Origin of the sequence: Pseudomonas sp. Z18(2022) (assembly GCF_036346535.1) — a bacterium.
In the GTDB taxonomy this organism is placed as follows: Bacteria; Pseudomonadota; Gammaproteobacteria; order Pseudomonadales; family Pseudomonadaceae; genus Aquipseudomonas; species Aquipseudomonas yamanorum_A.
Genome location: NZ_JAOTOA010000029.1, coordinates 1 through 25,607, shown reverse-complemented (window position 1 = coordinate 25,607; position 25,607 = coordinate 1). Strand labels below are relative to the sequence as shown.

The following is a 25,607-nucleotide window of genomic DNA, read 5'->3' as shown; positions in this document are numbered from 1 at the left end:
TAACCAAAACCATATCAAAACTGAATCGCGCGGCAAAGAATAGGTATTTTATTGAATGCCAAGCGCCGGGCATGCTGGTTTCTCTCCCTATTTCAGAAAGAAAAACGCCATGCCCAACACCTCCGTTTTCCAGTCATTGGCCGCGTCTGCAAGACAGCACGGTACCCCGCTCTGGTGTTACGAGGCCGAGACCATCAGGGCCCGAATAGACCAGTTGCAGGGTTTTGATGTGGTTCGATACGCGCAGAAAGCCTGCTCCAACCTGCATATTCTTCGGTTGATTCGCGAACAAGGCATGCGGATCGATGCGGTATCGCAGGGGGAAATCGAGCGGGCACTGCTGGCTGGATTCAGCCCCGACGGTGACCCGGCGGGCATTGTTTTTACCTGTGATTTATTCGATGAAGCGACGTTGCGCCGTGTGGTGGAACTGCAGCTGGAAGTGAACACCGGCTCGATTGATATGCTGCGCCAACTGGGTCAGCGGTCGCCCGGTCACCGGGTTTGGCTGCGGATCAATCCGGGGTTTGGTCACGGTCACAGCCGCAAGACCAACACCGGTGGTGAAAACAGCAAGCACGGAATCTGGCACGAGCAGGTCCGGGACGCGCTCAACGTGATCCGGCAATTTGGCCTGAAGCTGGTGGGCGTGCACATGCATATCGGCTCCGGCGTGGATTACGCGCACCTTGAGCAAGTGGGCTGTGCGATGGTCTCGGTGGTGAAAGCACTGGACCACGATATCGAGGCATTTTCCATCGGTGGTGGGCTTGCCACGCCTTATCGGGCGCAAGATGAACCGGTGGATATCCAGAGTTACGCGAGCACATGGCGTCAGGCCAAACAGGAGATTGAGGCCTGGCTCGGTCATCCGGTACGCATGGAAATCGAGCCGGGCCGCTTCCTGGTCGCGGAGTCGGGCTGTCTGGTCACCGAAGTTCGCGCGGTAAAAAAAGTCGGCAGCAGGAACTTCATCCTGGTGGACGCCGGCTTCAACGACCTGATGCGGCCCGCCCTCTATGGTGCCTATCACCACATGACATTGCTGGACGCCCAAGGTGTGCCGGTCAGCCGGCCGGAGCACCTGTGCGTAGTGGGCGGCCCGTTATGCGAGGCCGGCGATATTTTCACGCAGGATGAACAGGGCATCACGCCCCGCATGTTGCCGCAAGCGCGGGTGGGCGATTTGTTGGTGATACACGATACCGGCGCGTATGGCGCCGCCATGTCGTCCAATTACAATAGCCGCCCGCTGCTGCCGGAAGTGTTGATCGAGCACGGGCAGGGGAAATTGATTCGACGCCCGCAACCGCTGTCGGATTTGCTGGCGCTGGAGTTGGGGCTTTGACGAATAATCGGTGACGGTGATGCACGAATTTAAAGTGTTTGGCGCTAGATTCATCGCGGTGTCGGTATTGGCCATTGGAGCGATTTTTGACGGTGCAAATGCCTTTGCCCTGGATGTCACAAAATCCCCAGGCAGCAACCTGCCCAACCTGAGCCGTGCGTACGTGCTTCAGGACTTCAATGCACAAGGTACGCCTGAAGAAATAGCGATCGGCGAAAATCTTCAGAACGCCTATTTCTACACAAACTGTTATCGCTCATTGGGATGCCATCAAGGCGTGCCGGAAGGAGCGGTGGTATTCAACACACCCTCGGGCCTTAACGCGACGCCCAACAGTCACTATCCCCGGGTTGAGCTGCGGGCAAAAAGAGAGTTCACCGCAGGCGAGGTATTTGATAACGCCCAGTCCGGCGAGCTTTATGTGGTGCAAAACCCAAGCACCCAATCCATCATTTTTGCCCAGATACATGGCGACAAGGCGGGAGGATCGGAACTGCTGAAGCTTCGCTGGGAGGATGGCTCAATCGTCGCCGGGACCAAAACGCGCTATGGACAGAAGGAGCAGAGGACGGTCTTGCTGACGGGGCTGAAGCTTAACGACAAGCTGAATTACAAGATTGAGGTCAAGGGCTCCGAAGACGGCATGGTCCTGGTGGTTTCCGCTGCGGCAAATGGCAGGCAATCCAGCCGGGAGTTTGATATTTCGCCATCGAGTTGGCAGGGCATTAATCTGTATTTCAAGGCCGGGAATTACAACCAGACCGCTGAACAGGACGGCGGGGCAGCTATTGTTGCGTACACTTCCCTGGATGTGAGTTACCAGTAGGCAGGTGCGATGAGGTTTCGGAGAGTTATCCCGGACGCTCTCTGCTGCTTTCTTGTTGCCAGAGATTGCAGTCTGATTTGGTTAAGCAAGCAATGATGAATCTTGCGGCGTTGCCTACACAACCATCAGAATCGTCCCGGTTGTACGCCTTGGGCGACCTCTTTAAGGTTCGTCAGCCGCTGCCCATCAGCGGTCGGGTTTAGTAGCCCGTTGTAGCTTTTGGCGTATGGCTGTCCCATCAGTCAGGCACTTCAATGCCTGTACTTGACGGTAGCTGTGCGCAGGGCGTCTTCGGGCGCGCCGGTTTTGAAAGCTACCCGGTCTACTAACCTGCGTACAGCTGCCACCCTATCTCCGCAGTATTGGGCGGTGGTCCTTCTTGAGGATCAACAGATGTGTACTGACTCGTATAATTCACCCGTAAGAATATTCAGCGTACGTCCCGAAATCGGCACCGATGCATTGCTCGCCAACGCCTACGAAACCATTGCTGGCGCAGGCGCCATGACCAACGAATTTGCAGATAACCTGCCAGACGAGCATCGCTGTCTGGCCTTGGCGATTCAGCAAATGATTGAGTTGGGGCTTCTACTGGTAGAGGCCGTGCAGGACCGAGTGGATCGCGTTTCTTGATTCTGTAAAAGGCTTTCCCTTCCAGGCCGCACATACCAAGGGAAGGGCAGCCAAGTTTCCTGTCGTGGGATATGAATCTCTTGTCGTCACCGCCATTCGATATAGATTTAAAGCTACCTGCACGCCCGAATAGGAGTTTTAGGCATTACGCATTACTCTGTAGATGGCCTTTTGCTGCTAGTGAGGTCGCTCATTTTGGACCGGCTGAAATCTGGTCATCTACGTAAATTGGAGAAGCAATGGAAGCTCAACAGGAAAAGGTATTTTTTGACGAGCGCGCAGTCAAAGTTACCAACACTCGCTTTATTTTGCCGGGTCAGAAGACTTTTGCCATGAGCGGCGTCACCGCCGTAAAAACTTCACAAATTGATCCGAATCGATTGCTGCCTTTGATATTGCTCGTGGTTGGCTTGATCGTTGGTTATAACAAGGGAGTAAATTTGATTTCGATTGGTTTGGTGTTAGCGGGTGGTGCTTGGTTGTATTTACAAAAAAGCACTTATTTTATTGTCCTTTCTACCTCCTCTGGCGAACAACAAGCGCTGCAGGATAAAGACCTCTCTTGGATTTCGAAGGTCGTGGCGGCTTTGAATGAGGCCATCATCTACCGAGGCTAGAGCTTGTCTTTAGAAGGCTTAAACGCGAAACCGTCACCCATAAAAAAACCGGCCACCAAGAGCCGGTTTTTTTATCATCTCCCGTCAAAACCATCCTGACGTGAAACCAAAATCTGAGTGGAGCGGGTAGAGGGAATCGAACCCTCATCTAAAGCTTGGGAAGCTTTCGTTCTACCACTAAACTATACCCGCTCAGAACGGCTGACTTTGTACCAGATGTGCTCGCGGATTTGAAGTTTTTCTTCGAAAAATCTGTGTTTTACGTGCCAACGGCCGGTCGTGGGCAGGCGAATCCCCTGGGAAATCCAGCCCACCCACAACCCCGTCGCTCATACGGCAAAGGCATGCTGTGGCTGCGACGCGTGGTATCGCAACCGGCTGGGTTGCTGCTCCGGCCTCAAAAAGCCCATCAACGCCTCCCGGCTATCCCGGCATGCAGCCTTGTGCTCCATGTCCAAAAAGTGCCCGGTCGCCTGGATCGTCCCGAAGCTGCTTTTTGCAATATGTTGCCCAAACAGCTTCGCATCCTGGGCGCTGGTGTACTCGTCCCATTCGCCGTTCAAGAACAGCACCGGTATATCAATCTGCTTCGCCGCCTTGAGGTAGCACAGCCGGTCGCTGTTCAGCACGTGGCTGATGTGAAAGTGCATCTGCCCATACTCATGCTCGGCCAGGCCGCTCACGTGTTTGTAGTTGTAGCGCTTGAACAGCGACGGCAGGTGTTTGCCGATGGTGCTGTTGACCAGATGGCCCACGCGGTCGCGGTCGAGGTTGCCGAGGTAGTCGACGCCGCGCTCCAGGTAGTCGCGCATGGGGGCGTTGATCACCGGGGAGAACGAGCTGATCACGGCCTTTTCCACACGGCGCGGCCGGTGGGCGAGGGCGACGAGGGTCGCAGCGCCGCCCCAGGAAAAGGACAGCACGTGTTCGGCGGCGAAGTGGTCGATGAGTTCCAGAAGAATCTGGCCTTCGACTTCTTTCGTCAGCATATGCTCGTGGCGGTTGTGGATTTTTGAGCGACCGGCGTAGGGCTGGTCGTACAAAACCACGTTGAACGTCGGGTGCAGGCTTTTCACGGTCTGAGCGAAAGACGCGGTGGTGGCCATTGAGCCGTTGACCAGGATGATGGTCTTGGCGGCTGCGTCCGCGCGATAGAACTCCGTGTAAACCCGATACTGACCCTGTATATCCAGCACAGCGATTTCTGGCCTCATGTCATAAGACTCCTGGCAAGCGGGTAATGCGCGCAGATCACTCTGCACGAGCTTTGTGACAGGTAGGCATACGCCTGGAAGTGAGGGCCCATGTCGATCCGAAACTGGCTGGCCGACGGGTGTTGTTATGGCGGGCAATTTGCCGTGAGAGGCCCGCAGATAAAGGGTGCGGACGGGCAAAGTGTTTCTTGTAGGTAGGGGTGACTCGCCAGTCAGATTGCGGCTGGCTGGGTTGATTCAAGCATCAGGGATGCCAGTTCGCCAGTCACAGGCGTGGTTTTTTGCCATCATCGGCTGAACGGTCATCAGACCTGTTGGATTTCAGCGGCCGTCAGCGCCCGGTACTGCCCCGGGGCAAGGGCCGGGTCCAATTCCAGCGGCCCCATGCGCTCGCGGTGCAGGCGCATCACTTTGTTGTCGAAGTGCCCGAACATGCGCTTCACCTGGTGATAACGCCCTTCAATGATGCTCAGGCGCGCCGTTCTGGGGCCCAATAGCTCCAACTCCGCCGGCTGGGTGGTGAGGTCTTCGAAGGCGAAGTACAGGCCGGCGGCGAAGGTGGCCGCGTATTGCGGCCCAATCTCCTGCTCGGTCTCGACGTAGTAAACCTTGGGCAATTTGGTTTGCGGCTGGGTCAGGCGGCGCGACCATTGGCCGTCGTTGGTGATCAGCAGCAGACCGGTGGTGTTGAAATCCAGACGACCGGCGATGTGCAGCTCGTGCTTGTCCGGTTCATCCAACAGGTCGAGCACGGTGGGGTGCTGTGGGTCTGATGTGGCGCTCACGCAGCCCTGGGGTTTGTGCAGCATGAAGTAGCGCGCGGGTTTGCCGGCTTGCAGCACCTCGTCATCCAGCAACACACGGTTGAACTCGGTCACCGGGTGATGCGGATCGCTGACGGCCCGGCCGTCGACAGTGATCCGTCGTTCCACCAGCAACAGGCGAACCTGTTTGCGGTTGAAACGGGGCAGGTTGCTGAGGAAGCGGTCTACGCGCATTACGACCGCTCGTTCCCGCGCAGTTGCTCGTCCACCTGGGCACAGCGCGGGCACAGGCAGGCTTTGTTGCGCAGCTCCGGCGGCAAGGCTTCAAGCACCGCGGGGTCGATGCTGACGGAGTAGCACCAGCAGGCCTGGTCGGCCGTGCGCGGGTCGGCCAGGGCGCAGTCGTTGCGGGCGCCGCAGGCGGGGCAGAGGGTTGGCGTGGTCATCGGTCGGTTCAGGCTGTATCGGACAAGGTCCCGGTGAAACCCGGTGTGCCTTGCACGATACAGCCCCGCCGCGTTATTGCAAATCACGCTCCAGCACGACCACCCGTTGCCCGGCGCCAATGCCGCTGCCCGGCCGCACGGGAATTTCGCGCACGGTGCCGGCGAACGGCGCGAGCACCGGGATTTCCATTTTCATCGACTCCAGGATCACCAGCACATCGCCTGCCGCGACGGGTTCGCCGACGGCCACCTGAACCTGCCAGAGATTACCGGCGATGTGGCTGTCGATGCTGTATTCGTTGGCCTGCAACGGGGTGTCTTCGCCCAATGCCGGGGCGAGTTCCTCACTGTCGAAATGCGCCTGGCCGCTGGCGATCCAGCGTTCGCGTTCGGCGTTGAACGCGCTTTGCTGTTGCCCGCGAAACGCGCCGATGCTCTCGGCTTCCCGGGTGAGAAAGGCCTGGTAATCCGTCAGGTTCAGTTGGCTGTGTTCGATGCTCAACTCAAAGCGCCCGAGGGGGAAATCCCGGCGAATCTGCACTAGCTCGTCCGCGCTTACCGGGTAAAAGCGGATCTGGTCGAAGAAGCGCAGCAACCACGGTTTGCCATCGAACGCGGCCACTTCCCGATAGCGGTTCCACATCTGCAAGGTACGCCCGACGAACTGATAGCCGCCGGGGCCTTCCATGCCGTACACGCACAGGTAAGCGCCGCCGATGCCCACGGAGTTTTCAGCGGTCCAGGTGCGTGCCGGGTTGTACTTGGTGGTGACCAGGCGGTGGCGCGGGTCCAGGGGCGTGGCCACGGGCGCGCCGAGGTAGACGTCGCCCAGGCCCATCACCAGGTAGCTGGCATCGAACACGGTGTGGCGCACTTCGTCGAGGTTGGCCAGGTCGTTGATGCGGCGGATGAACTCCAGGTTGCTCGGGCACCAGGGGGCGTCCTTGCGCACGGTGGTCATGTATTTTTCGATGGCCAGTTGGCAGGCCGGGTCGTCCCAGGAGAGTGGCAGGTGGACGATGCGCGAGGGCACCTGCAGGTTTTGGCTGGCGCAGACGGTTTGCCATTCGCTGGTGATCAACGCCAGGAGATCGGCGAGGGGCAGTTGTTCGGGCTGGTAGTGGATTTGCAGGGAGCGGATCCCGGGTGTCAGGTCGATGATGCCGTGCAGGGCCCGGGCTTCGAAGGCTTGCATCAGGGCGTGGGCACGAAAGCGCAGCACCAGGTCGAGTTCCGGGGCGCCGATTTCCAGGAGCAGGTGGGTGTCGCCGGCGAGGCGGGCGACCAGGCGGGTGTCCTGTGTGCCGATATCCAGAACCACAGGTGAACTGTAGGAGCCCGGCTTGCCGGCGATGGTATCAATGCGGTGTTCCGGATGTACCGAGGTGCCTGCATCGCGAGCAAGCTTGCTCCTACAGTGATCCCATTTCAGGGCGAGGTCGCGGGCGGTCTTAATGTCGACCGGGGTGAAGCAGATTTTGTCACCGGCCTTAAGCTGGCCCAACTGCCACAAGTCCGCCTCGATCACCGTCACCGGGCACACAAACCCGCCCAGGCTCGGGCCGTCGGGGCTGAGGATCACCGGCATGTCTCCGGTAAAATCCACCGCACCAATCGCATAGGGATTGTCATGGATATTCGACGGATGCAGCCCCGCCTCGCCACCATCGGTACGCGCCCACAATGGCTTCGGCCCGATCAGCCTCACGCCCGTGCGGCTGGAGTTGAAGTGCACTTCCCACTGGGTCGCGAAGAAGGTGTCGATGTACTCAGGCTTGAAGTATTCCGGTGCGCCGTGAGGGCCGTAGATCACCCGCAGTGTTCGCACCTCGGCAAGGGGCTCGGGTACCAGTTGTTGGCCCGCGCTAACGTCCGAAAGCGGCAGCAGATGCAACACATCCCCCGCTCGCAAAGCCCGCCCGCCATGTCCACCAAACTGGCCCAGGGTGAAGGTACTTTTGCTGCCCAGATAATCCGGAACCTGCAACCCGCCGCGCACGCACAGGTAGCTGCGCGCACCAGCCCCGGCGATGGTGCCCAGGCTCAAGGTAGCGCCTGCCGGGATCAGTAACGCGGTGTTCATCGGCACCACGTCATCATTCAACCGCAGCGCAATGTCCGCGCCGGTCACCGCCACCACCGCCGCACAATTGAAGCGCAACAACGGCCCGCTCATGGTGATCTCAAGCGCCGCAGCACCCTCGGCATTGCCCAGCAGGCGATTGCCCAGCCGCAAGGCGCGGCTGTCCATCGGCCCCGACGGCGGTACGCCCACGGCCCAGTAACCGAGGCGCCCCGGGTAATCCTGAACGCTGGTCTGCGTGCCGGCGCTCAGCACCTCAAACGTATCGGCGCGGTACACCAGACCTTCCAGGCAGCGGGTCCACGGCTGCCCGCTGGCGAACGGTGCGGCCAGCAGAATCTGGCGCAGGTAATCCCGGTTGGTTTCCACGCCATACAACTGACTGTTGCTCAATGCTTGTTGCAGGTCCAGGCGTGCCTGTTCGCGAGTCGGTGCCCAGGTGATGAGCTTGGCGATCATCGGGTCGAAGTACGGCGGGATCTCGCAACCGGCCTCCACCCACGTGTCGATGCGCAGGCCTTCAGCGGCGGGGAAATCCACACAGGTCAACAACCCCGGGCTCGGCTGAAAATCCCGGCCCGGGTCTTCGGCATACAGGCGTGCCTGAATCGCGTGGCCGTGGGGCTGCAACTCCAGCTCCCGCAGCGGCGGCAATTCCCCGGCGGCCAGTTGCACCATCCAGCGCACCAGATCCACGTTCCATACCTGCTCGGTGACGCCATGCTCCACCTGCAACCGGGTGTTCACTTCCAGAAAATAGAAGCGGCCATCGGCGCTATCAAAGATAAATTCCACGGTGCCAGCACTGCGGTAGTTCACCGCTTTGGCCAAGGTGATTGCTGCTCGGCAAAGCTCATCGGCCATCCCTTCGGGCAGGTTCGGTGCCGGGGTTTCTTCCAGCACTTTCTGGTTACGCCGCTGTACCGAACAGTCGCGCACGCCGAGGGCGATCACCTCGCCGCACCCATCGCCAAACACCTGCACTTCCAGATGCCGGGCGTGCTGGATGTACTTCTCGATAAACACGCCAGCATCGCTGAAGTTGTTCTGGCCCAGGCGTTTGACCGTCTCGAAACAGTCGCGCAATTCATCGGCGCTGTTGCACACGCGCATGCCGATACCGCCACCGCCTGCGGTGCTTTTGAGCATGATGGGATAGCCCACGGTTTCCCCGGCCAGCAGGGCGGCGTCGAGGCTGTTGAGCAACTCGGTGCCTTCCAGCAAGGAGATGTTGTGTTGCTTGGCCAACGCGCGGGCGGTGTGCTTGAGGCCGAACACTCGCAGCTGTTCCGGTGTAGGGCCGACGAAGGCGATGCCGGCTGTTTCGCAGGCTTCGGCAAAGGCGGCGTTTTCCGAGAGAAAGCCGTAGCCGGGATGAATCGCCGTGGCACCACAGGCCTTGGCCGTGGCGAGGATTTTCTCTACCGACAGATACGTGCCGGCCGCCGCGCCTTCGCCCAGGCTGTAGGCCTCATCCGCCTGCTGGATATGCAGGCTGGCAGCATCGGCCTCGGAATACACCGCAACGCCCCTGACCGAAAGCTCGCGCAAGGTGCGCAGGATGCGGCAGGCGATGGCGCCACGGTTGGCGATCAACAGTTTTTCGAACATGGCAAAACCCCGCAGGCCGATGTGTGTTCGGCCTTGTCCTGGGATGCGGGCCGTCCCGCAAATGTGGATGGCGCTGCGGTCGTCCGAAGCGCAAATTTCAACATCAATGCAGATCAATTGTGGGAGCCGGGCTTGCCCGCGATGGCGGTGGGTCAGTCACCCCATGTGTTGGCTGATCCACCGCTATCGCAGGCAAGCCAGCTCCTACAATTGATCTTCAGTGTTTTTGGAGGCACTGCCCCGCCCGGGCCTGACAGAGGGCGAACAACCACTGACGTAACCGCTTCATTTTCAGTTCCATACCAGTAACTCCGCAGGGGTCGGGTTGTAGCCGTTGCACGGGTTGTTCAGTTGCGGGCAGTTGGAGATCAGCACGATCACGTCCATCTCGGCCCGCAGCTCGACGTATTTGCCGGGGGCGGAAATGCCGTCTTCAAACGTCAGCCCGCCATCGGCCGTCACCGGCACATTCATGAAGAAATTGATGTTCGGCCCGATGTCGCCTTTACCCAGCCGGCCATCGTGGGCACAGGCCCGCAGGTAGTTGTCGCGGCAGCTGTGCATGTAGCGTTTTTCCAGGGCGTAGCGCACGGTGTTGCTCTCCTGGGCGCAGGCGCCGCCAAGGGTGTCGTGGCGCCCGCAGGTGTCGTCGACGATGGTCAGCATCGGCTGCCCGAGGTTGGAATACAGCACACTGCCGGTGCCCAGGTACACGCTGTTTTGCCGGCGCAAGGTGCGCTGCACGTCGTAGCGTTCCCGGGGGTTTTTCAGGCTGTAGAACAGCGTGTCGACGGCCTGGTTGCCCTCAAGGTCGAGGATGCGCAGCGTCTGGCCGGCCTTGACTTCCATCAGCCAGGGTTCGCCGGCGGGAATGGTCGCGCGGTACACGGCCGCGTCCGGTTGTTTGGCGAGTGCGATAGACATGGCAGGTCCTCAGGCGAACAGACGGTCGGTGTTGATAAAGCCGCGCTCGTTCTCCGGGCGCGAGGTGCGGCAGTGTTCGGCGACGCTTTTGTCGGCGTTCATCCAGCTGAGTTTCAGCGGTTGCGGCGCGTATTCGGGGTTGGGGTCCATGGGATGTTGCAAGGCGGTGAGCACCACCAGCGTGTCCATCGGTGCATAGAGTTCGATGTAGTCGCCGGCCTTGGAATGACCGGCCGCAAAGTGCAGGCCGCCGGCGTCATCCACCGTGACTTTGCTGAACAGGTTGAGGGTCATCAGCAGATCGGAAAGCCCCAGGCCCCACTTGCCCAGTTCCACCAGCAGGTTGTCGGTGCCGTTGCGGTAGAAGCCGTTGCGCAGCTCTTGATAGCGGCCCTTGCCATATTTTTCGGCGACCTCGGAGGCGCATAACACACCGCCGATGCTGTCGCTCCAGCCGCAGGTGTCGGCGGTGATCGCGGCCAGCACGCGGCCCATGTCCGAGTACAGGCAATGGCCACTGGTGAGCTTGGCGGTGTGTTGGCACTTGAGGCTGTCGGGCAGGTTCAGGCGCTCGGTTTTTTCATTGGCATTGAGCAGGGTCAGGCTGACGTTGGCGCCGCCGCGAATGTCGGTGAGGCGCAGCAGTTGGCCGCGCTTGAGCACGAAGGAACGGTGGCCGCCGCCGGGGAGCATTTCCTCGGCGAAGGGTGGGAACAATTGGGTTGAGTCGGTCATTTGGAAGTGGCTCCAAGTTCGGCGGCGATCGCCTTGCGGCGCTCGCTGTTCAAAGGGATGTCGTAGGTGATGCGGGCGCCATACGCGCCCGGGGCGTGCGGGTCGAGGCGCACCTTGTCGAACACCAGCAGGCGGGTGCCGAGGCTGAAGCCTTCGCTCAGGTCGTGGGTGACCATGAACACCGTCAGCCTGGTTTCGCGCCACAGCTCCAGCAACAGCAGGTGCATGTCTTTGCGAATGCCCGGGTCGAGGGCGCCGAAGGGTTCGTCCAGCAGCAATATGCGCGGCTTCATGATCAGCGCCTGGGCGATGGCCAGGCGCTGTTGCATGCCGCCGGAAAGCTGCGCCGGGTACTTGTCCAGGGCATGGCCCAAACCGACTTTATGCAGCAGCGCCGCTGCCTGTTCCCGCGCCTGTTTTTTCGCGCTGCCGAACAGCCGGCCGAGCAAGGGTGAACGCGGCAATTCAAGGCCCAGCGCAACGTTGTCCAGCACCGTCAGGTGCGGGAACACCGAGTAGCGCTGGAACACCACGCCACGGCTGGCGTCGGGCTCGGCGGCCAATGGTTTACCGTCCAGCAGGATCTCGCCGTGGCTGGCGGTTTCCTGGCCCAACAGCAGGCGCAGGAAGGTCGATTTACCGCAGCCGGAAGTCCCGACCAGGGTGCAGAACTCGCCTTCGGCCACGTGCAGGTTCAGGCGCTCCAGCACCACCTGGTCGCCATAGCGCTGCCACACATTGTTGACGCTGATAAAACTCATGCCCGCGCTCCTTCGTACCAGGGGAACGCACGCCGGGTCAGGGCCTTGAGGCCCCAGTCCATCAGCCAGGCCAGCAGGGTGATCCACACCACGTAGGGCAGGATCACGTCCATCGCCAGGTAGCGGCGCACCAGGAAGATCCGGTAACCCAAACCGTCAGTGGAGGCGATGGCTTCTGCCGCAATCAGGAACAGCCATGCCGAGCCCAGCATCAAGCGCAGGGAGATCAGCAGGCGCGGCAGCAATTGCGGCAGCACCACCCGCAGCATCAGGGTCCAGGTGGAGGCGCCGAGGGTCTGCGCCTTCACCAGCAACTCCACGGGAATTTCCCGCGCTCGCTGTTCCAGGTCCCGCGCCAGGGCCGGGGTGATGCCGATCACGATCAACATCACTTTCGACAATTCCCCAAGCCCGAACACGATGAACAGGATCGGCAGGATCGCCAGCGGCGGCACCATCGACAGCACCGTCAGCAATGGCGACAACGGTGCGCCGAACAGCGGCAAGGTGCCGGCGGCGATGCCCAGGCACAGGCCGGCGAGGGCGCTGATGCCGAGGCCAATCGCCAGGCGGCGCAAGCTCGATGCGCTGTCTTGCCACAGTACGTATTCGCCGGTGCGAGCGTCTGCGCTGAAGGCCAGGCGTTTCACCGCGTCGCCCATTTGCACGGCGCTGGGCAGCAGCTTGTCGTTGGGGTTGTCTGCCAGGCGTTCGGCCGAGCCCACGAAGTAGGCGAACAGCAGCAACGCGAAGGGCAGCAGCACCAACAACAGGCGGCTGGAGCGTTCCGGGTGACGGTTGATCAGGCGCATGGCCGGGTCCTCTTACAGCGTGCCGTCGGCGGCCATCTGTACGTAGCTGGGGTCGAAATGCAGCTTGAGGTTGGCGGTGTCGCCGCGGGTCACACCATTGGCGAAGCTCATGCCCACGGCGTTGGTGTCCTTGGCACCTTCACCCAGCAGGCCATGTTTAAACGAGAACTCGGCGACTTTGCCCATGGTGGCCGGCAACTGCGCGCTGGTGGCGAAGGCCAGGGCTTCCTTGGGCGTGGCGAACAGCTTGGTGGTGTCCAGTTGCGACTGGAAGCCTTTGAGGTCGGTGCCGGAAGCCTTGGCCATGTGTTCCAGGGCGTCGGTGCTGGCGGCGTTTTTCGCGTTCATCAGCGCGACCACTTCAAACCAGGCGCCGGTCAGGGCCTTGCCCAGCTTGGGGTTGTCTTTGAGGGTCTGGGTGTTGACCACCATCATGTCCATGATTTCGCCGGGCACTTTGCTGGAGTCGAACACTTCGGTGACGCCGGGCTTGGCCTTGATCTCCGAGAGCATCGGGTTCCAGGTGGTGACGGCCTTGACCTGATCGGTGTTGAAGGCGGCGGCGATGTCGGCGTCGGAGGTGTTGACCACTTTCAGGTCTTTTTCGGTGAGGCCGGCCGACTCCAGGGCGCGAGCCAGCAGGTAGTGGGACACGGAGAGTTCCACCAGGTTGACGTTCATGCCCTTGAGGTCGGCGACGGTCTTGCCTTCGCCCTTGATGACCACGCCATCGTTGCCGTTGGAGAAGTCGCTGACCACCAGCGCGGTGCTGTCCACGCCACCGGCGGCGGGGATGGTCAGGGCGTCCATGTTGGTCATGGTGCAGCCGTCGAACTGGCCGGCGGTGTACTGGTTGATGGATTCGACGTAGTCATTGAGCTGCACCATGTCGATCTTGATGCCGTACTTCTTGGCCCACTTGTCGAGGATGCCTTGGCTGCCGGCGTACTCCCATGGCATCCAGCCGGCATAAATCGTCCAGCACACGCTGAAATGGTCTTTGGGGGCGGCCTGGGCGGAAAAGCTCACCACGGCGGCGAAGGCGGCGGCGAGCAGGGCGGGTAAACGTATCGAGGGCATGGATGCTTCTCCAGTTGATCAAGGGCGAGCAGGAGCAACGCGGCACCGTGAACGGTGGCTTGTCTCCCGGGCTTTTATCCCGCCGTGTAACCTCAACTGGAGGTCGCCGACTCTCGGACCAGCCACTCGCCTTAGCGAGCCGGAACCCTAGTCAGCCATTGCAAATTGTGGTGCCGCGAACCTGTGATGACTCCTGCACGGGAGAGGTAAAGCGAGAGTCGTGCCAAGTGGCACCGGCGCAGCAACGGCGCGGGTTGGCGCGAGGAGGAGGGCGCATGGCTTGTAGAATGTGCGTTGTGCTGGTGCGGGGTTGCACTGCAATGAGGCGACGATCAGATGTATCAATCTATGTCGAAATCGCACCAGATTCAGATTTTGATGTCAGATATTTCGTCAATCAGTGAAAGCTGTTTGCCGCCCCCCAGCGTCGCTGGGTGTGCTCTTCCGCGGTCCAGGAGGCCGCCATGTATCGTCGACTGCTTCTCATCGCTTTGCTCGGCTTGACCCTTTCTGCGTGCGCGCCCTATTACGGTGGCGGGCAGGCCTACTACGGTACCGAGGTCTACACGGCGCCTGCGCCGGCGTATTACTACGGTGGCGGGCCTTACTACCATTATCGCCAGGGTTACTATCCGCCACCGCAGCGTTACTACCCATCGCCGCGGTATTACCAGCCGGCACCTCGTTACTACCCTGCCGGGCCGCGAGCCGGTTACCGGCCTTACCCCAACCAGGGTTGGGGGAGCCACTGGGGTAATGGCGGTGGCCGTGGCCAGGGCGGCGGCAATCAGGGCGGAGGCCGTGGCGGGCATCGCTGATCGTATTTGTTGGAAAAGCGGCGCTCAGGCGCCGTTTTTTATACCGCTGGTCGGTACTGTCATATTTGACAGCTAGACTAGGAGGCACGGCTGTTGTTAGTTGGAGGCGGTCGTCTATTTGACGTGTCGTTTTCAACATCGATTGACGGAGCCCGTGGGATGAGAGCCAGTACGCTCTATTTGTTACTTTTTGGTCTTTTCGGCATTAACACGTTAGCAGCAGCGCAAGCCTGCCCGTATCCGAGTGCCATCCGGTACGTTGATGGGCACTTTCAGGGAACTGCCAAAGACTCCCCATGGGTAAGCCCGCCAATGGACGGCCAGGACTTCGTGGAAACATTCGTGGGGGCGATTTTTATTCCAAGGGAGCCGGGTGAACGCAAGAATGGCTATCTGGAAAAGTGCCTTTATAAAACGGCAAGGGAGAATATGGTCGCCTTGAGGTACGGCTCGGTCCGCAGCGCAGGGACGATGTCGCTGGCAGATACCACGCACTGGCGACCCGGCACTGACGTTTTCGGGCAACAGATATTTCAGTGCGACGACCGTCAGCCCGATAATTGCGCCTTCACGCTGGAAGGCTCAACGCGCTGACGAGCGCTTACTTAATAGTCAGACAAATCCGCCAGCGGATGCCGCCCCTCCCACACCTTGTGGAAGTGCGCCTGCACCACCGCCTCGGGGATCAAGTTGATATCCGGCCAGTGCCAGTGAGGCTGTTGATCCTTGTCAATCAGCCGCGCCCGCACCCCTTCGCTGAATTCCGGGTGGCGGCAGCAGTTCAGGCTCAGGGTGTATTCCATCTGGAACACCTGGGCCAGGGACAGATGCCGCGCCCGCTGGATCTGCTCCCACACCAGGTGCGCGGTCAGCGGGCAGCCTTCGCTCAGGGTCTTGCCGGCGCGGTTGAACAGCGGGTCTGCGTGGTCGCGCAATTGGCTCAAGGCGCGCCACGCACAGCGCACATCTCCCACATCCAGCCATTCGTCGATCTGCGCCCGGCGCGGCAGCCATTGGGCTTCGGGCAACTGGCCGGTGGCTTCCTGGGCCAGGGCCTTGAGCAGGCTGTTGAGCTGCATCTCGGTCTGTTCCTGCCAGTTCAACTGCAGCAGGCCTTCGAGCAGTTCGTCCTGTTGTTCATCCAGCAGGAAACGGTCGGCCAGGCCCAGGTCCAGGGCGTCGCGGCCATTCATGTGAGCGCCGGTGAGGCCCAGGAACAAACCCAGCTTGCCGGGCAGGCGTGACAGGAACCAACTGGCGCCCACATCCGGGTACAGGCCGATGCTGATTTCCGGCATGGCCAGGCGGCTGCTCGGGGTGACGATGCGCACCGCGGCGCTTTGCAGCAAGCCCATGCCGCCGCCCAGCACATAGCCGTGGCCCCAGCAGATCAGTGGTTTGGGGTAGGTGTGCAGGCGGTAGTCGAGACGGTATTCCGCGGCGAAAAACTGCGCGGCCAGCGCCGGGACTTCACCGGGATGTTCACGGCAGGCCTGGGCCAGGCTGCGCACTTCACCGCCGGCGCAAAAGGCCTTGGGGCCGTTGCCGCGCAGCAGCACGCAGACGATGTGCGGGTCTTTGGCCCAGGCATCCAGGCGTTCGGCCAGGGCCAGGATCATCGGCAGGGACAGGGCGTTGAGGGATTTCTCAGCGTCCAGACTGGCGACGCCGACGCGGGCGCCGCCCGTGCCAATCAGCTCTTCGAAGTGCAGGTTCATCATGACCTCAATCGAGAAAGTGAAGGTTCAGTATGATCGCTTCGCGGGAAAGTGCCGGTTCTGCGTCAGATCAATTGACAAGCAGGGTGGGCTTTCCTAGGGTTCGCACCATTGTTTTTTCTGGATGCAACCATGACCACCGACGACCGTATCAAACTCGAACCCAGCTGGAAACACGCCCTGCGTGACGAGTTCGACCAGCCGTACATGGCCCAGTTGCGCGAATTCCTGCGCCAGGAGCACGCCGCTGGTAAGGAGATCTACCCGCCGGGCCCGATGATCTTCAACGCACTCAACTCAACGCCCCTGGACAAGGTCAAGGTGGTGATTCTCGGCCAGGACCCGTACCACGGCCCGGGCCAGGCCCATGGCCTGTGCTTCTCGGTGCAACCGGGCGTGCCGGCGCCGCCGTCGCTGGTCAATATCTATAAAGAACTCAAGCGCGACCTGAACATCGACATCCCCAACCACGGCTACCTGCAAAGCTGGGCCGATCAGGGCGTGCTGATGCTCAACACCACCATGACGGTGGAGCGCGCGAATGCCAACGCCCACGCGGGCAAGGGCTGGCAGTTTTTTACCGATCGGATTATCGAGCTGGTGAGCGAGCATCAGCCGCATCTGGTGTTCTTGCTGTGGGGCGCCCACGCGCAGGGCAAGCAAAAGCTGATCGACGCCACCAAGCACTTGGTGCTGACGTCGGTGCATCCTTCACCGTTGTCGGCTTATAGAGGTTTCATCGGCTGCGGGCATTTCAGCCGTACCAACAAGTTTCTAGAGCAGAATGGCGAAGCACCCATCCACTGGGCGCTGCCGTCGGTCTGACAAGCACGGGGTGGCGCAAGGCCGCCCCGATTCCCTGAAAGCTGCGCGGCGACTGGTTCGGACCCGTCGTCACACCCGGCAGCAGTGCGTGGTGCCGGGGCCTACCTGTTATTTCTGACAGTATCCGCCATCTCTGTTTATCCCTTAACTAGTCTCCTGGCCTGGACGCTCTGGTAGACACCAGTCGTTGGTCAATGGCCGGTCAATTGATCGATTGTTAAGGAGAGTGGAAATGTCCAAGAAAAGACCATCGGCCACATACTCGCACGCGCATGGCCGTGCGAGCCTGAGAATCTCTGCGCCGCCAGTGGTGCCCCCTCCCTATGCGTTGCCACTGCTCAGTGACGAGACGGCGTACACCATCCCGCGTTTGGCCCAGGCGGAGGATTTGCCGGTCGAGGTGACAGTGCTATGGGGGGGCTCCGACACCCTTGACCCGGGCGAGGTCACCCTGATTCATTTCTACTGGGATGACGAACCCACCCCCTTTGATACCCAGTCGATTGAAGCGCCTTATGACGCTTCCGACTTGCCGGTGGTCGGTTTTGTACCGCAGATCAAGCTCGACTCGCCGGGCCTGCACCTGCTGCGCTATGAGGTCGAACTGGTGCCGGGAAATGCGACGGAGCTCTCCGATCCGATTCTGATCAATCTCGACAAAGAGGCACCGAACCAGAATAACCGTGGTGGGCCGTTGATCTTTCCGCTGGACGTACAGCGCGATGGCGTGACCGACGCGTACCTGGCCAGCAATGGTGACCGGGTCGTGGCCGAGGTGCCACGCTGGCCTGACATGCGGCTGGAGGACCGTGTCGACGGCTATCTGTCGCTGCTGGCGTTACGCAATAAACGAAGCTTGCGCAATCGGTTTGTGGATGTGGTCGCCACGGTCACCATCAACCAGTTACACAAGGACGGAGCGCCTATTGAATTGGTGTTCGAGGGCGATGAACTGCGCGGGCATGCCAACGGTGAATACAATGCCCATTATTATTTGACCGACCGCGCCGATAACGAAGGCCCGCCGTCGCGCATTTCGATCCTGCTGATCGACCTCACTCCTACGCCAACGCTTCTGCGTCCCGTAGACGTTCCGCAACTGTTGATTGACGGCCTGATTGACCTGGAAGATGCCCGGGCTCCGGGTGGCGTCTACATGGAAATACCGGAGGTGTTCGGCTCGGCAGCCGGCGACGTGCTGCAGCCGTTCTGGAATCTGATCCTTCTTGCCCCGATTACCGTCGGCTTCGCCCAGGCCTGGCCAATCCGGGTTCCCATCGACTATGCAACCCTGGCCAGCGGTGGCTTCGAATTTGCCCCGGGCTTGATCAGGGCCGATTACACCTGGCAGCGCGGCACGATGCCGACGAGACGTTCAGACCCACGTTTTGTTCCAGTGAACCTGACAGTTGCCGGGCCTGTGAACCCGGATAACCCGGACCCGATCAACCGCTTGCTGGATCAGGTCACGGTCAAGGGGGTCGACGGCGACAACCTTCTGACCGCCAGCGACAAGGACCAGCCCGCCCGCGTGGTATTGCCGCTCTATGACAACCCCGTGGCCAATGAAGTGCTCGAGTTGATGTGGGGCAGCCCCGGGGTACTTGCCGACACCTATACCGTACAACCTGAGGATCGGGTGGGCGACGAGATCGAGTTTTTTGTTCCTTGGGCGTTGATCGAGTCCGTGCCGGGCGGCACTGTTCCGGCCTTCTACTGGACGTATAACGGGTTCAACCGGCAGCGCTCGGTGGATACGCTGGTGACTGTCAATATTGTGACGATTATCGGTTTGCTGTCTCCCCAGTTTCCCGATGTGCACTATGGGCCGGGGCCGGGTTCAGGTTTCATCAACTGTGATTTGCGCCCGTGGGACGGGGGCGCCAGGGTCAGGGTCCCCGGTGATGTCACGCGCCTGGACGGTGGCGACGAAGTGATCTTGTCCTGGGCCAGTTATGCCAATACCAACGGCAATGCCAGCGGTCTTATTCCGGGGACGTCAGAAACCTTCAGACACACCCTGACGTCGCGCGAGGCTGAGGAAGGCTACGATTTTCGGGTGCCCTTTGACCCGTACATCCTGCTGCCTGGCCTGGTCAAGCCGCCTGATGGGCAAATCAACCCGCGTAATGGCTCTGCGGTGGTGCAGTACCGGGTGATCAAACAGGCGGGTGCGGGTATTGGCGATTCCGGTCGGGTGTTGATTGCCATATCCCTGATTCGTCCCAATTTACCGCCATGCCTTGCTGATGACTGAAAATGCTGTTGCGGGCCTGTAACCGTCGGAAGGGCGCCTCGCCCTTCCGATGCGCAGGCGGTCATTTTTCAGATGATCCGTTAGCAATCCATGATTGCAGACCTGCAATTTTCGCGTTTTGCAACCTGTCAAGTTTCACAGTTACGCCCTCGGGCGAAAGCTTGTTAAATGAATCTGCCGTCACTGTCAGACAGCCAAGTAGTGGTCTCCCAACACTGACGAATGGAGTTAATCCGCTACCCACTGTTCCGGGAAGTTATACACATCCTGGAGCTCGTCGCCACTGCAAGGAGTTTATGGTCATGTCAAAGCATCCGCTCCACCGGAACTCGCAGGTTACGTCGATTAAAACGAAAAAGGCCGATGCCGCGAGGCTCGCTGAGCCACCTGCCGCTCCTCCGGTCATTCAAACCGTACCGAACGATCCAAACGATCCTGAACAGGACAACCTGGTGAGTGTTGAGGAGCAGTTGAACGGACTGCCGGTCACGGTCCCGCTCTGGCCAAATGCAGCTGAGTTTCCCGGCGAGTTCGACGTGGTGATTGCTAGTATCGATAACAACCAAGTGTACCTAGAGGAGTTTGAAGGCCCCATCACGGCGGACGTGGATATTCTGGTGCGGTCGGCACGCCTGCGCAGCCATGGGCCCAAGCAGTTCACCTATTCCATTGGGCTCTCGGGGGCGGCGCCTGATGTCGCGACTTCCCTGCCGGTGACTATCTTTGTCGACACCATTGACCCGAACAATAACCTCAGGCCAAACGCACTGCTCTTGCCCACCAACTTGCCGGCCAACGGAGTGACACCGGACTACCTGGCCACTAATGGCGGAGTGACCTTAACCCTGCCACGGCCCATTGATTCAAGGTCTGGCGATACGTTCAAGATTTTCTATGGTTCGGGCGACCCGGATGGCCAGACCGGAACCGTGCCGCTCACGGGCCCCATCACTTACACGTTCACCACTGCACAGATCAACGCGTCTGGCCCGGGTGACTTCCTGCTGGAGTACCAGTTCTTCGACCGGGCGGGTAACGATACCCAGACTTCGATACCGCGTACCCTTTCGGTAAGGCTCAGTGACCCACCTGTGCTTGAAGCACCGGTGATCCCGCTGGCGGCTCCGCTGGTTGACAAGGAAGAGGCTCGTAAGGGGGTATTGGTGAGTGTGCCGGCGATTACCGGATTTCTGCCCAATGATGTCATGCACATCTTTTGGAATGGCAATGAGTTCGGTACCCAGCGGTTGGGTGTCACGCCGATCTTTCCCTTTGAGTTCGTGGCGGACTACGCCACCATCGCAGCGGGCGGAAGCGACTACACCGCGACCGTCAATTATGAGGTTCTGCGTGGGACCGATAACTTCCCTTCACCCAATGCCACCGTGGCCGTTAACCTGGTTGAACCCGGCACCCCCGTTGTCGGCCCGGGCCCGATCGACCCGTCGCTGGCCTTGCCGGTGGTGCGTGGCGATTCGGCGGTAGACAACTCACTGATTGCCACCGACCTGGCCGGCGTCATCAATGCGACCTTTTTCATTTACGAAGGGCGTGCCGCCGGGGAGTTCATCGACCTGTATTACGGTACGGGCGAGGGCGATCTTGCCAGTACCTATACGGTGCTGGGGACTGAAACCGGCACCACTGTGGTGACATTGTCGATTGCCGCCGATCTGATTGAAAAGTACGGCAATGGCGAGATTCCCTGCTGGTACAGAGTGCGCAATGCGATTAACTACAAGCAATCGCGGGCACAGGATGTACGGGTCGATGTTTTTGCGCTGACCGGCCTGGCCGACCCGATCTTTACCAATCTGACTACCGAGGGAGAGATCCGCTGCCCACAGACCCCCTGGGTGAATGTGCCCATCAGAGTGTTCGACCCGGTGTCGCTCAAGGAAGGCGACCGGGTGGTGATTTCGGCGGTGCGTTATGAGTACACGGGTGCCGTTCGACCTGCGGTACCCGTGTCCGGAACCGCAGTGGACAGCCCTGAACTGGGGGTCGGGCCGGCTGAACGACTCAACGGGTTTACCTACAACTTTGTGCTGCCTTACTTTGACGGCGACCCTACAAGGCGTCGGGGCTGGGTGGAGGTGATGTGGAGCATCATTCGCGACTTGCCGACACCGGAGCGAGGCTCTTCCGATCCGGTGGTGGTGTTTTGGGATATCCGTAGTGGCGCGGTAGGCGGCACCTGTGTCCCAATCACGTTGCGCGGTTCTTTGGTTTAACCCGTCCCCTGCAAGTTTTTGCTTGCGACTGCCTAAAAGTCCCCTCCAATAAGGGGACTTTTTACTTATGCATTGCAGATTTATCCTACATAAGCGTTCCCCTTTGCTCTCTAGTCTCTGCCTCCGCAGAAAACGGAAACCTATTCGATACAGGTTCCGGGTTCGAACTGGATCTTTTTCTCAGAGACGCATCAGATGACTGCTATTACTGCATCAAATTTTCAATACTCACGATTGGCCACCAGCATCAAGTTGCTGGCAGTCGCGCCTATTTATCTGCTGGCTGACGCTGCATTTGCAGTGACCACTGTCGATGGCACCGGCGAGTTCGGTCGTCCCGTCGTGACGGTGGACCGCTCCTTCGGTGTAGACAGTTTTGTCTTGCAGAGAGGCGGTACGCTGAACCTGGTGGACGGTGGTATTGCGCGTGAAGTGCGCGCCACCAGCGGTTCCACGTTGAACATGGATAACGCTCACGTCAGCTCGTATGTGACCACGGACCCGGCCGTGGCGTTGATTCAAAGTAATGCAACGATCAACAACTCGACCATTACCAGTAACGCGGCGGGCGCCCTGGACATGGGTCGCAATCCGTCGGCCCTGAGTGGTACCCAGGTGCAGGTCAACAACAGCACGCTCAAGGGTGCCACCTACGGTGCTGCAGTCTCGGCATTCAGTCACCTGACGCTCAGTGACTCGACGTTGACTGGCGGCAGTCAGGAAGGGCTGCGCTTACTGGCCGGCAATGCGACGGCGGTCAACAGCACCATCAGCGGTGGCACCAATGGCGTGTCGATGGTTCGTGATCGCGTTGCAGCGGACACCTCGCCGTCGCTGGTGCTGGAGGGGTCGCGTGTGGAAGGCGGCAGTGGTGCGGCGATCCTGGTTGACCGGCTGATCACCGCTGAAATCGACGTCAATAACGGCTCCAGCCTGGCAGGCGGCAACGGCAACATGCTGGAGCTGATCAACGGCGGCAATGCCAACATGCGTGTCAATAACAGCGCCTTGGTCGGCAACGTTCAGGTCGGTGCCGACAGCGTGCTGGACCTGAGCCTGGACGGCGCATTGATGACCGGCGATGTGATCAATTCCGGCGGCACTGCCAGCGTCGGGCTGAGCAACAGCTCGGTGCTGACCGGGCGCCTGGAAAACGTCGACGCGCTGGCGATCAACAGCAATGCCACCTGGGTCATGGTCGACAACCAGCAGGTGGGTGATCTGTCCCTGAACAACGGCAACATCAGGTTCGGCGAGCCGGGTACCTTCTATCAGTTGGACGTGGCGAACCTGTCAGGCAACGGCACCTTTATCATGACCGCTGATTTCGCGACCCTGACGGGGGACTTCCTGAATGTCACCGGGACGTCGTCAGGCGACCACAAGCTGTTGATCGCCAGCAGCGGTGCCGACCCGTTGTCCGATGATCGTTTGCATGTCGTGCATACCGAAGACGGCGGCGCTCAGTTCAGCCTGGTCAATGATCGCGTTGACGTAGGTACCTACTCCTACAGCCTGATTAACGAAAATGACCAAAAGGACTGGTTGCTGGACCCAAGCAGCAAGGTCATCAGCCCAAGCACCCACTCGGTGCTGGCCCTGGCCAACGCCGCACCCAGCGTGCTGTACGGCGAGATGACCAACCTGCGTACGCGCATGGGCGAACTGCGCCTCAGCGACGGCAAGTCGTCGGGCCTGTGGAGCCGTGCCTATGGCAACAAGTACGAAGTGTCCAACAAGAACAAGGGCATTGATTACAACCAGACCCAACGTGGTTTTACCCTGGGTGCCGACGTGCCACTTTCCGGCGGCGACGGCCAGTGGCTGGCCGGTTTCATGGCCGGTCACAGCACCTCGGACCTGGACTTGAAGCGTGGCAGCAGCGCGACGATCAACAGCTACTACGTCGGTGGTTATGCCACCTGGCTGGATGCCGAGAGCGGCTTCTACTTCGATGGCGTGATGAAGTTCAACCGGTTGCACAACGAGTCCAAGGTGGCCATGAGTGACGGTAAGAAGGCCAAGGGCGACTTCACTCAAAACGCGGTGAGTGCCTCTGCTGAGTTTGGTCGTCATATCAAGTTGGATGACGGTTACTTCGTAGAGCCTTACGGGCAGTTGGCGACGGCATTCATCCAGCGTCAGAGCTACGACCTGGACAACGGCCTGCATGCCAAGGGCGACCGTACCGCTTCTGTAGTGGGCAAGGCCGGTGTGACCGCCGGGCGTAATATCCAGCTCGACAGTGGCAGCATCCTGCAACCCTACTTGCGCACCGCCGTGGCCCATGAGTTCAACCAGAGCAACAAGGTGTTCGTGAACGACAACAAGTTCAACAACGACCTGTCGGGCACCCGCATCGAAGTCGGGGCCGGGGTGGCGATGTCGGTGTCAAAGAACTTCAAGGTGCATGCGGACGTGGAGCGCAGCCAGGGCCGTAGCATCGACCAGCCGTGGGGCGTTAACGTGGGCGTGCGTTACGACTTCTAAGGGTGGGATGAGCAGTACGTTGTGCTAAGCGATGAATTGAACCCCAGGACTTTTGCATAACGACAAATGCCCCGTATCGAAGGATACGGGGCATTTTTTTTGCGGTGACTATTGACCGTTTATACGTTCACCACCGAAATGGTATTGGTGCCGTTATTGGCAACATAGAGCGTATTACTATCAGAGTTGAAGACAATACCGAACGGTCTGTCAAAGCCTGTGATACTAGCAATAGACTCTTCAGCCTCTGTGTCGATCACTCTCACTGAATTGCCTGTGTTTTCCGTAACGTAGGCACGATAGACCGCCGGGTCGGGATTGAAAACCAAACCTAACGGAGTTCTGAAGCCGGGAATAGACTTGACGAGTGTAATGGTATCCGTATCAAAAATTCCCAGGTAAGAGTTTTCTCCTGTGCTGCTGTTGGCATACAGCCTGGGTTTGTTCGGGCTTAAAGCTAAGCTATTAAAGTAGGGGTTGGGGAGCGCTAGCTGCAGATCTCTTATTACGACTCCAGCAGCAGTGAAGACCATTAATCCATGAGAGTTCCCAGCATAAAGGCGAGTGCCATCGCTGTTCATAATTATGGAAGAGAGCTGTTTATTGACGCCTAGAGAAAAGGTCGGTGCGGTTATCCTTAAATTGAATGTGTCATAGCTATAGATGTAGCTGAAGTATCCTTGGTAAAGCCTTGATCCGCTTGGGTTTCGAGCCATGAAATAGGTGGTGTAATTGACGTTGGATGTTTGAACTGTAGTATAAAACGTAGTTTCGTACTCATATAGGGTTATAGTGTTTGATAGGAGCCCTACATACAGGCGTGAACTATCTGGGCTTACTACAAGGCCTCGGGCTACTGCCTGGAGTGGGATAGTGTGCACGATGGCATTTGTCTCGGTACTGATGACGTGAACCGTATTGAGGTTGTTGTAGCCCACATAAAGTTTTTTGTTATCCGGGCTAAGCGTCATAAATGCTGGCGCATTGCCGACCGTGATTGTTCCCACGATCCCCGCAGACCTTCTGACGTCATAACGAGCTACCTCAAACGCCTGGGCTGTGGCCTGGTTGCCACTGCCATCCAGCGACACATTGGCTTCTACCCTCAGGGTGCTGTCCGCTGCCAGTGTCCGCAGATAATCTGCCGGGATAGGCGCAGTGACACGCCCGGCGGTCACTTCAGCAGCGGTCACTGGCCTGCTGAACAGCAGGGTATCGGTGGTGCCCCGCAGGAATACGGTCAACAGTTGCCCGGCCACCATGAACGGCCAGGCATCAATCCGGACGGTGTAGGCACCGCTGGTTTCAATCACCCCGCCTGTGGCCTCAGGAATACTCACCAGGTCCCATTCCTGCGATGCCAGGGCTTCCACCTCCAGGCTCAGGGTCTTGGACTGAGTACTCGCCCCGC

General features: G+C 59.7%; 21 protein-coding genes, 1 tRNA gene and 1 riboswitch. Of the genes, 10 read left to right on the top strand and 12 right to left on the bottom strand.

The window, feature by feature from the left end; genetic code table 11:
• The first annotated feature begins 109 nt into the window (after positions 1 to 109).
• The 4 genes from lysA to V3W39_RS30670 all read left to right on the top strand — a co-directional run bounded on the left by lysA (position 110) and on the right by V3W39_RS30670 (position 3,424).
• Positions 110 to 1,348 (top strand): diaminopimelate decarboxylase, encoded by a 1,239-nt coding sequence (gene lysA / locus V3W39_RS30685; protein ID WP_330213971.1) that lies wholly within the window; start codon positions 110 to 112, stop codon positions 1,346 to 1,348.
• Positions 1,349 to 1,367: 19 nt separating this feature from the next.
• Positions 1,368 to 2,174 carry a polysaccharide lyase family 7 protein gene (locus V3W39_RS30680; protein WP_330213970.1) on the top strand — a complete coding sequence of 269 codons (807 nt, stop codon included), beginning with the start codon at positions 1,368 to 1,370 and terminating at the stop codon, positions 2,172 to 2,174.
• A 393-nt stretch (positions 2,175 to 2,567) separates the two neighbouring features.
• The gene (locus tag V3W39_RS30675) at positions 2,568 to 2,807 is read left to right on the top strand and encodes a DUF6124 family protein (RefSeq protein ID WP_063032677.1); all 240 of its coding nucleotides are present in this window, start codon (positions 2,568 to 2,570) and stop codon (positions 2,805 to 2,807) included.
• Between the two features lie 239 nt (positions 2,808 to 3,046).
• Positions 3,047 to 3,424 carry a DUF6232 family protein gene (locus V3W39_RS30670; protein WP_177113949.1) on the top strand — a complete coding sequence of 126 codons (378 nt, stop codon included), beginning with the start codon at positions 3,047 to 3,049 and terminating at the stop codon, positions 3,422 to 3,424.
• A 118-nt stretch (positions 3,425 to 3,542) separates the two neighbouring features.
• On the opposite strand, the gene V3W39_RS30665 is transcribed toward V3W39_RS30670, so the two are convergent.
• From V3W39_RS30665 to V3W39_RS30620, 10 genes are all read right to left on the bottom strand, one after another.
• Positions 3,543 to 3,616, bottom strand: a tRNA-Gly gene (locus V3W39_RS30665).
• 137 nt (positions 3,617 to 3,753) lie between these two features.
• On the bottom strand, positions 3,754 to 4,638 hold the full coding sequence (locus V3W39_RS30660) for an alpha/beta fold hydrolase (RefSeq protein WP_177045098.1): 885 nt from the start codon (positions 4,636 to 4,638) through the stop codon (positions 3,754 to 3,756).
• 305 nt (positions 4,639 to 4,943) lie between these two features.
• Positions 4,944 to 5,636 carry a pseudouridine synthase gene (locus V3W39_RS30655; RefSeq protein ID WP_330213969.1) on the bottom strand — a complete coding sequence of 231 codons (693 nt, stop codon included), beginning with the start codon at positions 5,634 to 5,636 and terminating at the stop codon, positions 4,944 to 4,946.
• Entirely contained in the window at positions 5,636 to 5,848 is a 213-nt protein-coding gene (locus V3W39_RS30650; RefSeq protein ID WP_063032670.1) for a cysteine-rich CWC family protein, read from the bottom strand. Before V3W39_RS30650 ends, V3W39_RS30655 begins: the two co-directional genes overlap by 1 nt.
• A gap of 73 nt (positions 5,849 to 5,921) precedes the next feature.
• Positions 5,922 to 9,542 carry an urea carboxylase gene (uca, locus tag V3W39_RS30645; protein WP_330213968.1) on the bottom strand — a complete coding sequence of 1,207 codons (3,621 nt, stop codon included), beginning with the start codon at positions 9,540 to 9,542 and terminating at the stop codon, positions 5,922 to 5,924.
• A gap of 291 nt (positions 9,543 to 9,833) precedes the next feature.
• Positions 9,834 to 10,466 (bottom strand): urea amidolyase associated protein UAAP2, encoded by a 633-nt coding sequence (locus V3W39_RS30640; RefSeq protein WP_330213967.1) that lies wholly within the window; start codon positions 10,464 to 10,466, stop codon positions 9,834 to 9,836.
• Between the two features lie 9 nt (positions 10,467 to 10,475).
• A complete protein-coding gene (locus tag V3W39_RS30635; protein WP_177045091.1) occupies positions 10,476 to 11,201 on the bottom strand; it encodes an urea amidolyase associated protein UAAP1 in 726 nt (241 codons plus the stop codon).
• The gene (locus tag V3W39_RS30630; RefSeq protein ID WP_177113941.1) at positions 11,198 to 11,962 is read right to left on the bottom strand and encodes an ABC transporter ATP-binding protein; all 765 of its coding nucleotides are present in this window, start codon (positions 11,960 to 11,962) and stop codon (positions 11,198 to 11,200) included. The genes V3W39_RS30635 and V3W39_RS30630 overlap by 4 nt, the downstream gene beginning before the upstream one ends.
• Positions 11,959 to 12,774 (bottom strand): ABC transporter permease, encoded by an 816-nt coding sequence (locus V3W39_RS30625; protein ID WP_177045087.1) that lies wholly within the window; start codon positions 12,772 to 12,774, stop codon positions 11,959 to 11,961. Before V3W39_RS30625 ends, V3W39_RS30630 begins: the two co-directional genes overlap by 4 nt.
• 12 nt (positions 12,775 to 12,786) lie before the next feature.
• Positions 12,787 to 13,854 carry a putative urea ABC transporter substrate-binding protein gene (locus tag V3W39_RS30620; protein ID WP_093200780.1) on the bottom strand — a complete coding sequence of 356 codons (1,068 nt, stop codon included), beginning with the start codon at positions 13,852 to 13,854 and terminating at the stop codon, positions 12,787 to 12,789.
• Positions 13,855 to 13,915: 61 nt separating this feature from the next.
• Positions 13,916 to 14,016, bottom strand: a riboswitch (guanidine-I (ykkC/yxkD leader).
• 302 nt (positions 14,017 to 14,318) lie between these two features.
• Here V3W39_RS30620 and V3W39_RS30615 point away from each other — a divergent pair.
• Positions 14,319 to 14,672 (top strand): hypothetical protein, encoded by a 354-nt coding sequence (locus V3W39_RS30615; protein ID WP_010176601.1) that lies wholly within the window; start codon positions 14,319 to 14,321, stop codon positions 14,670 to 14,672.
• Positions 14,673 to 14,831: 159 nt separating this feature from the next.
• On the top strand, positions 14,832 to 15,266 hold the full coding sequence (locus tag V3W39_RS30610) for a DUF3757 domain-containing protein (protein WP_177079550.1): 435 nt from the start codon (positions 14,832 to 14,834) through the stop codon (positions 15,264 to 15,266).
• Between the two features lie 11 nt (positions 15,267 to 15,277).
• On the opposite strand, the gene V3W39_RS30605 is transcribed toward V3W39_RS30610, so the two are convergent.
• Entirely contained in the window at positions 15,278 to 16,390 is a 1,113-nt protein-coding gene (locus V3W39_RS30605) for an enoyl-CoA hydratase/isomerase family protein (RefSeq protein ID WP_177079572.1), read from the bottom strand.
• 132 nt (positions 16,391 to 16,522) lie between these two features.
• Between V3W39_RS30605 and ung the strand changes: the two genes are divergently transcribed.
• The 4 genes from ung to V3W39_RS30585 all read left to right on the top strand — a co-directional run bounded on the left by ung (position 16,523) and on the right by V3W39_RS30585 (position 24,196).
• Positions 16,523 to 17,215: a uracil-DNA glycosylase gene (ung, locus tag V3W39_RS30600; RefSeq protein ID WP_177079549.1), complete on the top strand. Its 693-nt coding sequence runs from the start codon at positions 16,523 to 16,525 to the stop codon at positions 17,213 to 17,215.
• A gap of 232 nt (positions 17,216 to 17,447) precedes the next feature.
• Positions 17,448 to 19,472, top strand: coding sequence for a hypothetical protein (locus tag V3W39_RS30595; protein WP_330213966.1), 2,025 nt, complete (start codon positions 17,448 to 17,450; stop codon positions 19,470 to 19,472).
• 302 nt (positions 19,473 to 19,774) lie between these two features.
• On the top strand, positions 19,775 to 21,706 hold the full coding sequence (locus V3W39_RS30590; protein ID WP_330213965.1) for a hypothetical protein: 1,932 nt from the start codon (positions 19,775 to 19,777) through the stop codon (positions 21,704 to 21,706).
• Between the two features lie 195 nt (positions 21,707 to 21,901).
• Positions 21,902 to 24,196 carry an autotransporter outer membrane beta-barrel domain-containing protein gene (locus V3W39_RS30585; RefSeq protein WP_330213964.1) on the top strand — a complete coding sequence of 765 codons (2,295 nt, stop codon included), beginning with the start codon at positions 21,902 to 21,904 and terminating at the stop codon, positions 24,194 to 24,196.
• 119 nt (positions 24,197 to 24,315) lie between these two features.
• On the opposite strand, the gene V3W39_RS30580 is transcribed toward V3W39_RS30585, so the two are convergent.
• Positions 24,316 to 25,607: YncE family protein (locus V3W39_RS30580; RefSeq protein WP_330213963.1), on the bottom strand; the 1,292-nt coding region annotated here is incomplete at its 5' end.

Coding starts and splice junctions, on each gene's coding strand:
- lysA (WP_330213971.1), top strand. CDS start 110: ATGCCCAACACCTCCGTTTTCCAGTCATTGGCCGCGTCTGCAAGACAG.
- V3W39_RS30680 (WP_330213970.1), top strand. CDS start 1,368: ATGCACGAATTTAAAGTGTTTGGCGCTAGATTCATCGCGGTGTCGGTA.
- V3W39_RS30675 (WP_063032677.1), top strand. CDS start 2,568: ATGTGTACTGACTCGTATAATTCACCCGTAAGAATATTCAGCGTACGT.
- V3W39_RS30670 (WP_177113949.1), top strand. CDS start 3,047: ATGGAAGCTCAACAGGAAAAGGTATTTTTTGACGAGCGCGCAGTCAAA.
- V3W39_RS30660 (WP_177045098.1), bottom strand. CDS start 4,638: ATGAGGCCAGAAATCGCTGTGCTGGATATACAGGGTCAGTATCGGGTT.
- V3W39_RS30655 (WP_330213969.1), bottom strand. CDS start 5,636: ATGCGCGTAGACCGCTTCCTCAGCAACCTGCCCCGTTTCAACCGCAAA.
- V3W39_RS30650 (WP_063032670.1), bottom strand. CDS start 5,848: ATGACCACGCCAACCCTCTGCCCCGCCTGCGGCGCCCGCAACGACTGC.
- uca (WP_330213968.1), bottom strand. CDS start 9,542: ATGTTCGAAAAACTGTTGATCGCCAACCGTGGCGCCATCGCCTGCCGC.
- V3W39_RS30640 (WP_330213967.1), bottom strand. CDS start 10,466: ATGTCTATCGCACTCGCCAAACAACCGGACGCGGCCGTGTACCGCGCG.
- V3W39_RS30635 (WP_177045091.1), bottom strand. CDS start 11,201: ATGACCGACTCAACCCAATTGTTCCCACCCTTCGCCGAGGAAATGCTC.
- V3W39_RS30630 (WP_177113941.1), bottom strand. CDS start 11,962: ATGAGTTTTATCAGCGTCAACAATGTGTGGCAGCGCTATGGCGACCAG.
- V3W39_RS30625 (WP_177045087.1), bottom strand. CDS start 12,774: ATGCGCCTGATCAACCGTCACCCGGAACGCTCCAGCCGCCTGTTGTTG.
- V3W39_RS30620 (WP_093200780.1), bottom strand. CDS start 13,854: ATGCCCTCGATACGTTTACCCGCCCTGCTCGCCGCCGCCTTCGCCGCC.
- V3W39_RS30615 (WP_010176601.1), top strand. CDS start 14,319: ATGTATCGTCGACTGCTTCTCATCGCTTTGCTCGGCTTGACCCTTTCT.
- V3W39_RS30610 (WP_177079550.1), top strand. CDS start 14,832: ATGAGAGCCAGTACGCTCTATTTGTTACTTTTTGGTCTTTTCGGCATT.
- V3W39_RS30605 (WP_177079572.1), bottom strand. CDS start 16,390: ATGAACCTGCACTTCGAAGAGCTGATTGGCACGGGCGGCGCCCGCGTC.
- ung (WP_177079549.1), top strand. CDS start 16,523: ATGACCACCGACGACCGTATCAAACTCGAACCCAGCTGGAAACACGCC.
- V3W39_RS30595 (WP_330213966.1), top strand. CDS start 17,448: ATGTCCAAGAAAAGACCATCGGCCACATACTCGCACGCGCATGGCCGT.
- V3W39_RS30590 (WP_330213965.1), top strand. CDS start 19,775: ATGTCAAAGCATCCGCTCCACCGGAACTCGCAGGTTACGTCGATTAAA.
- V3W39_RS30585 (WP_330213964.1), top strand. CDS start 21,902: ATGACTGCTATTACTGCATCAAATTTTCAATACTCACGATTGGCCACC.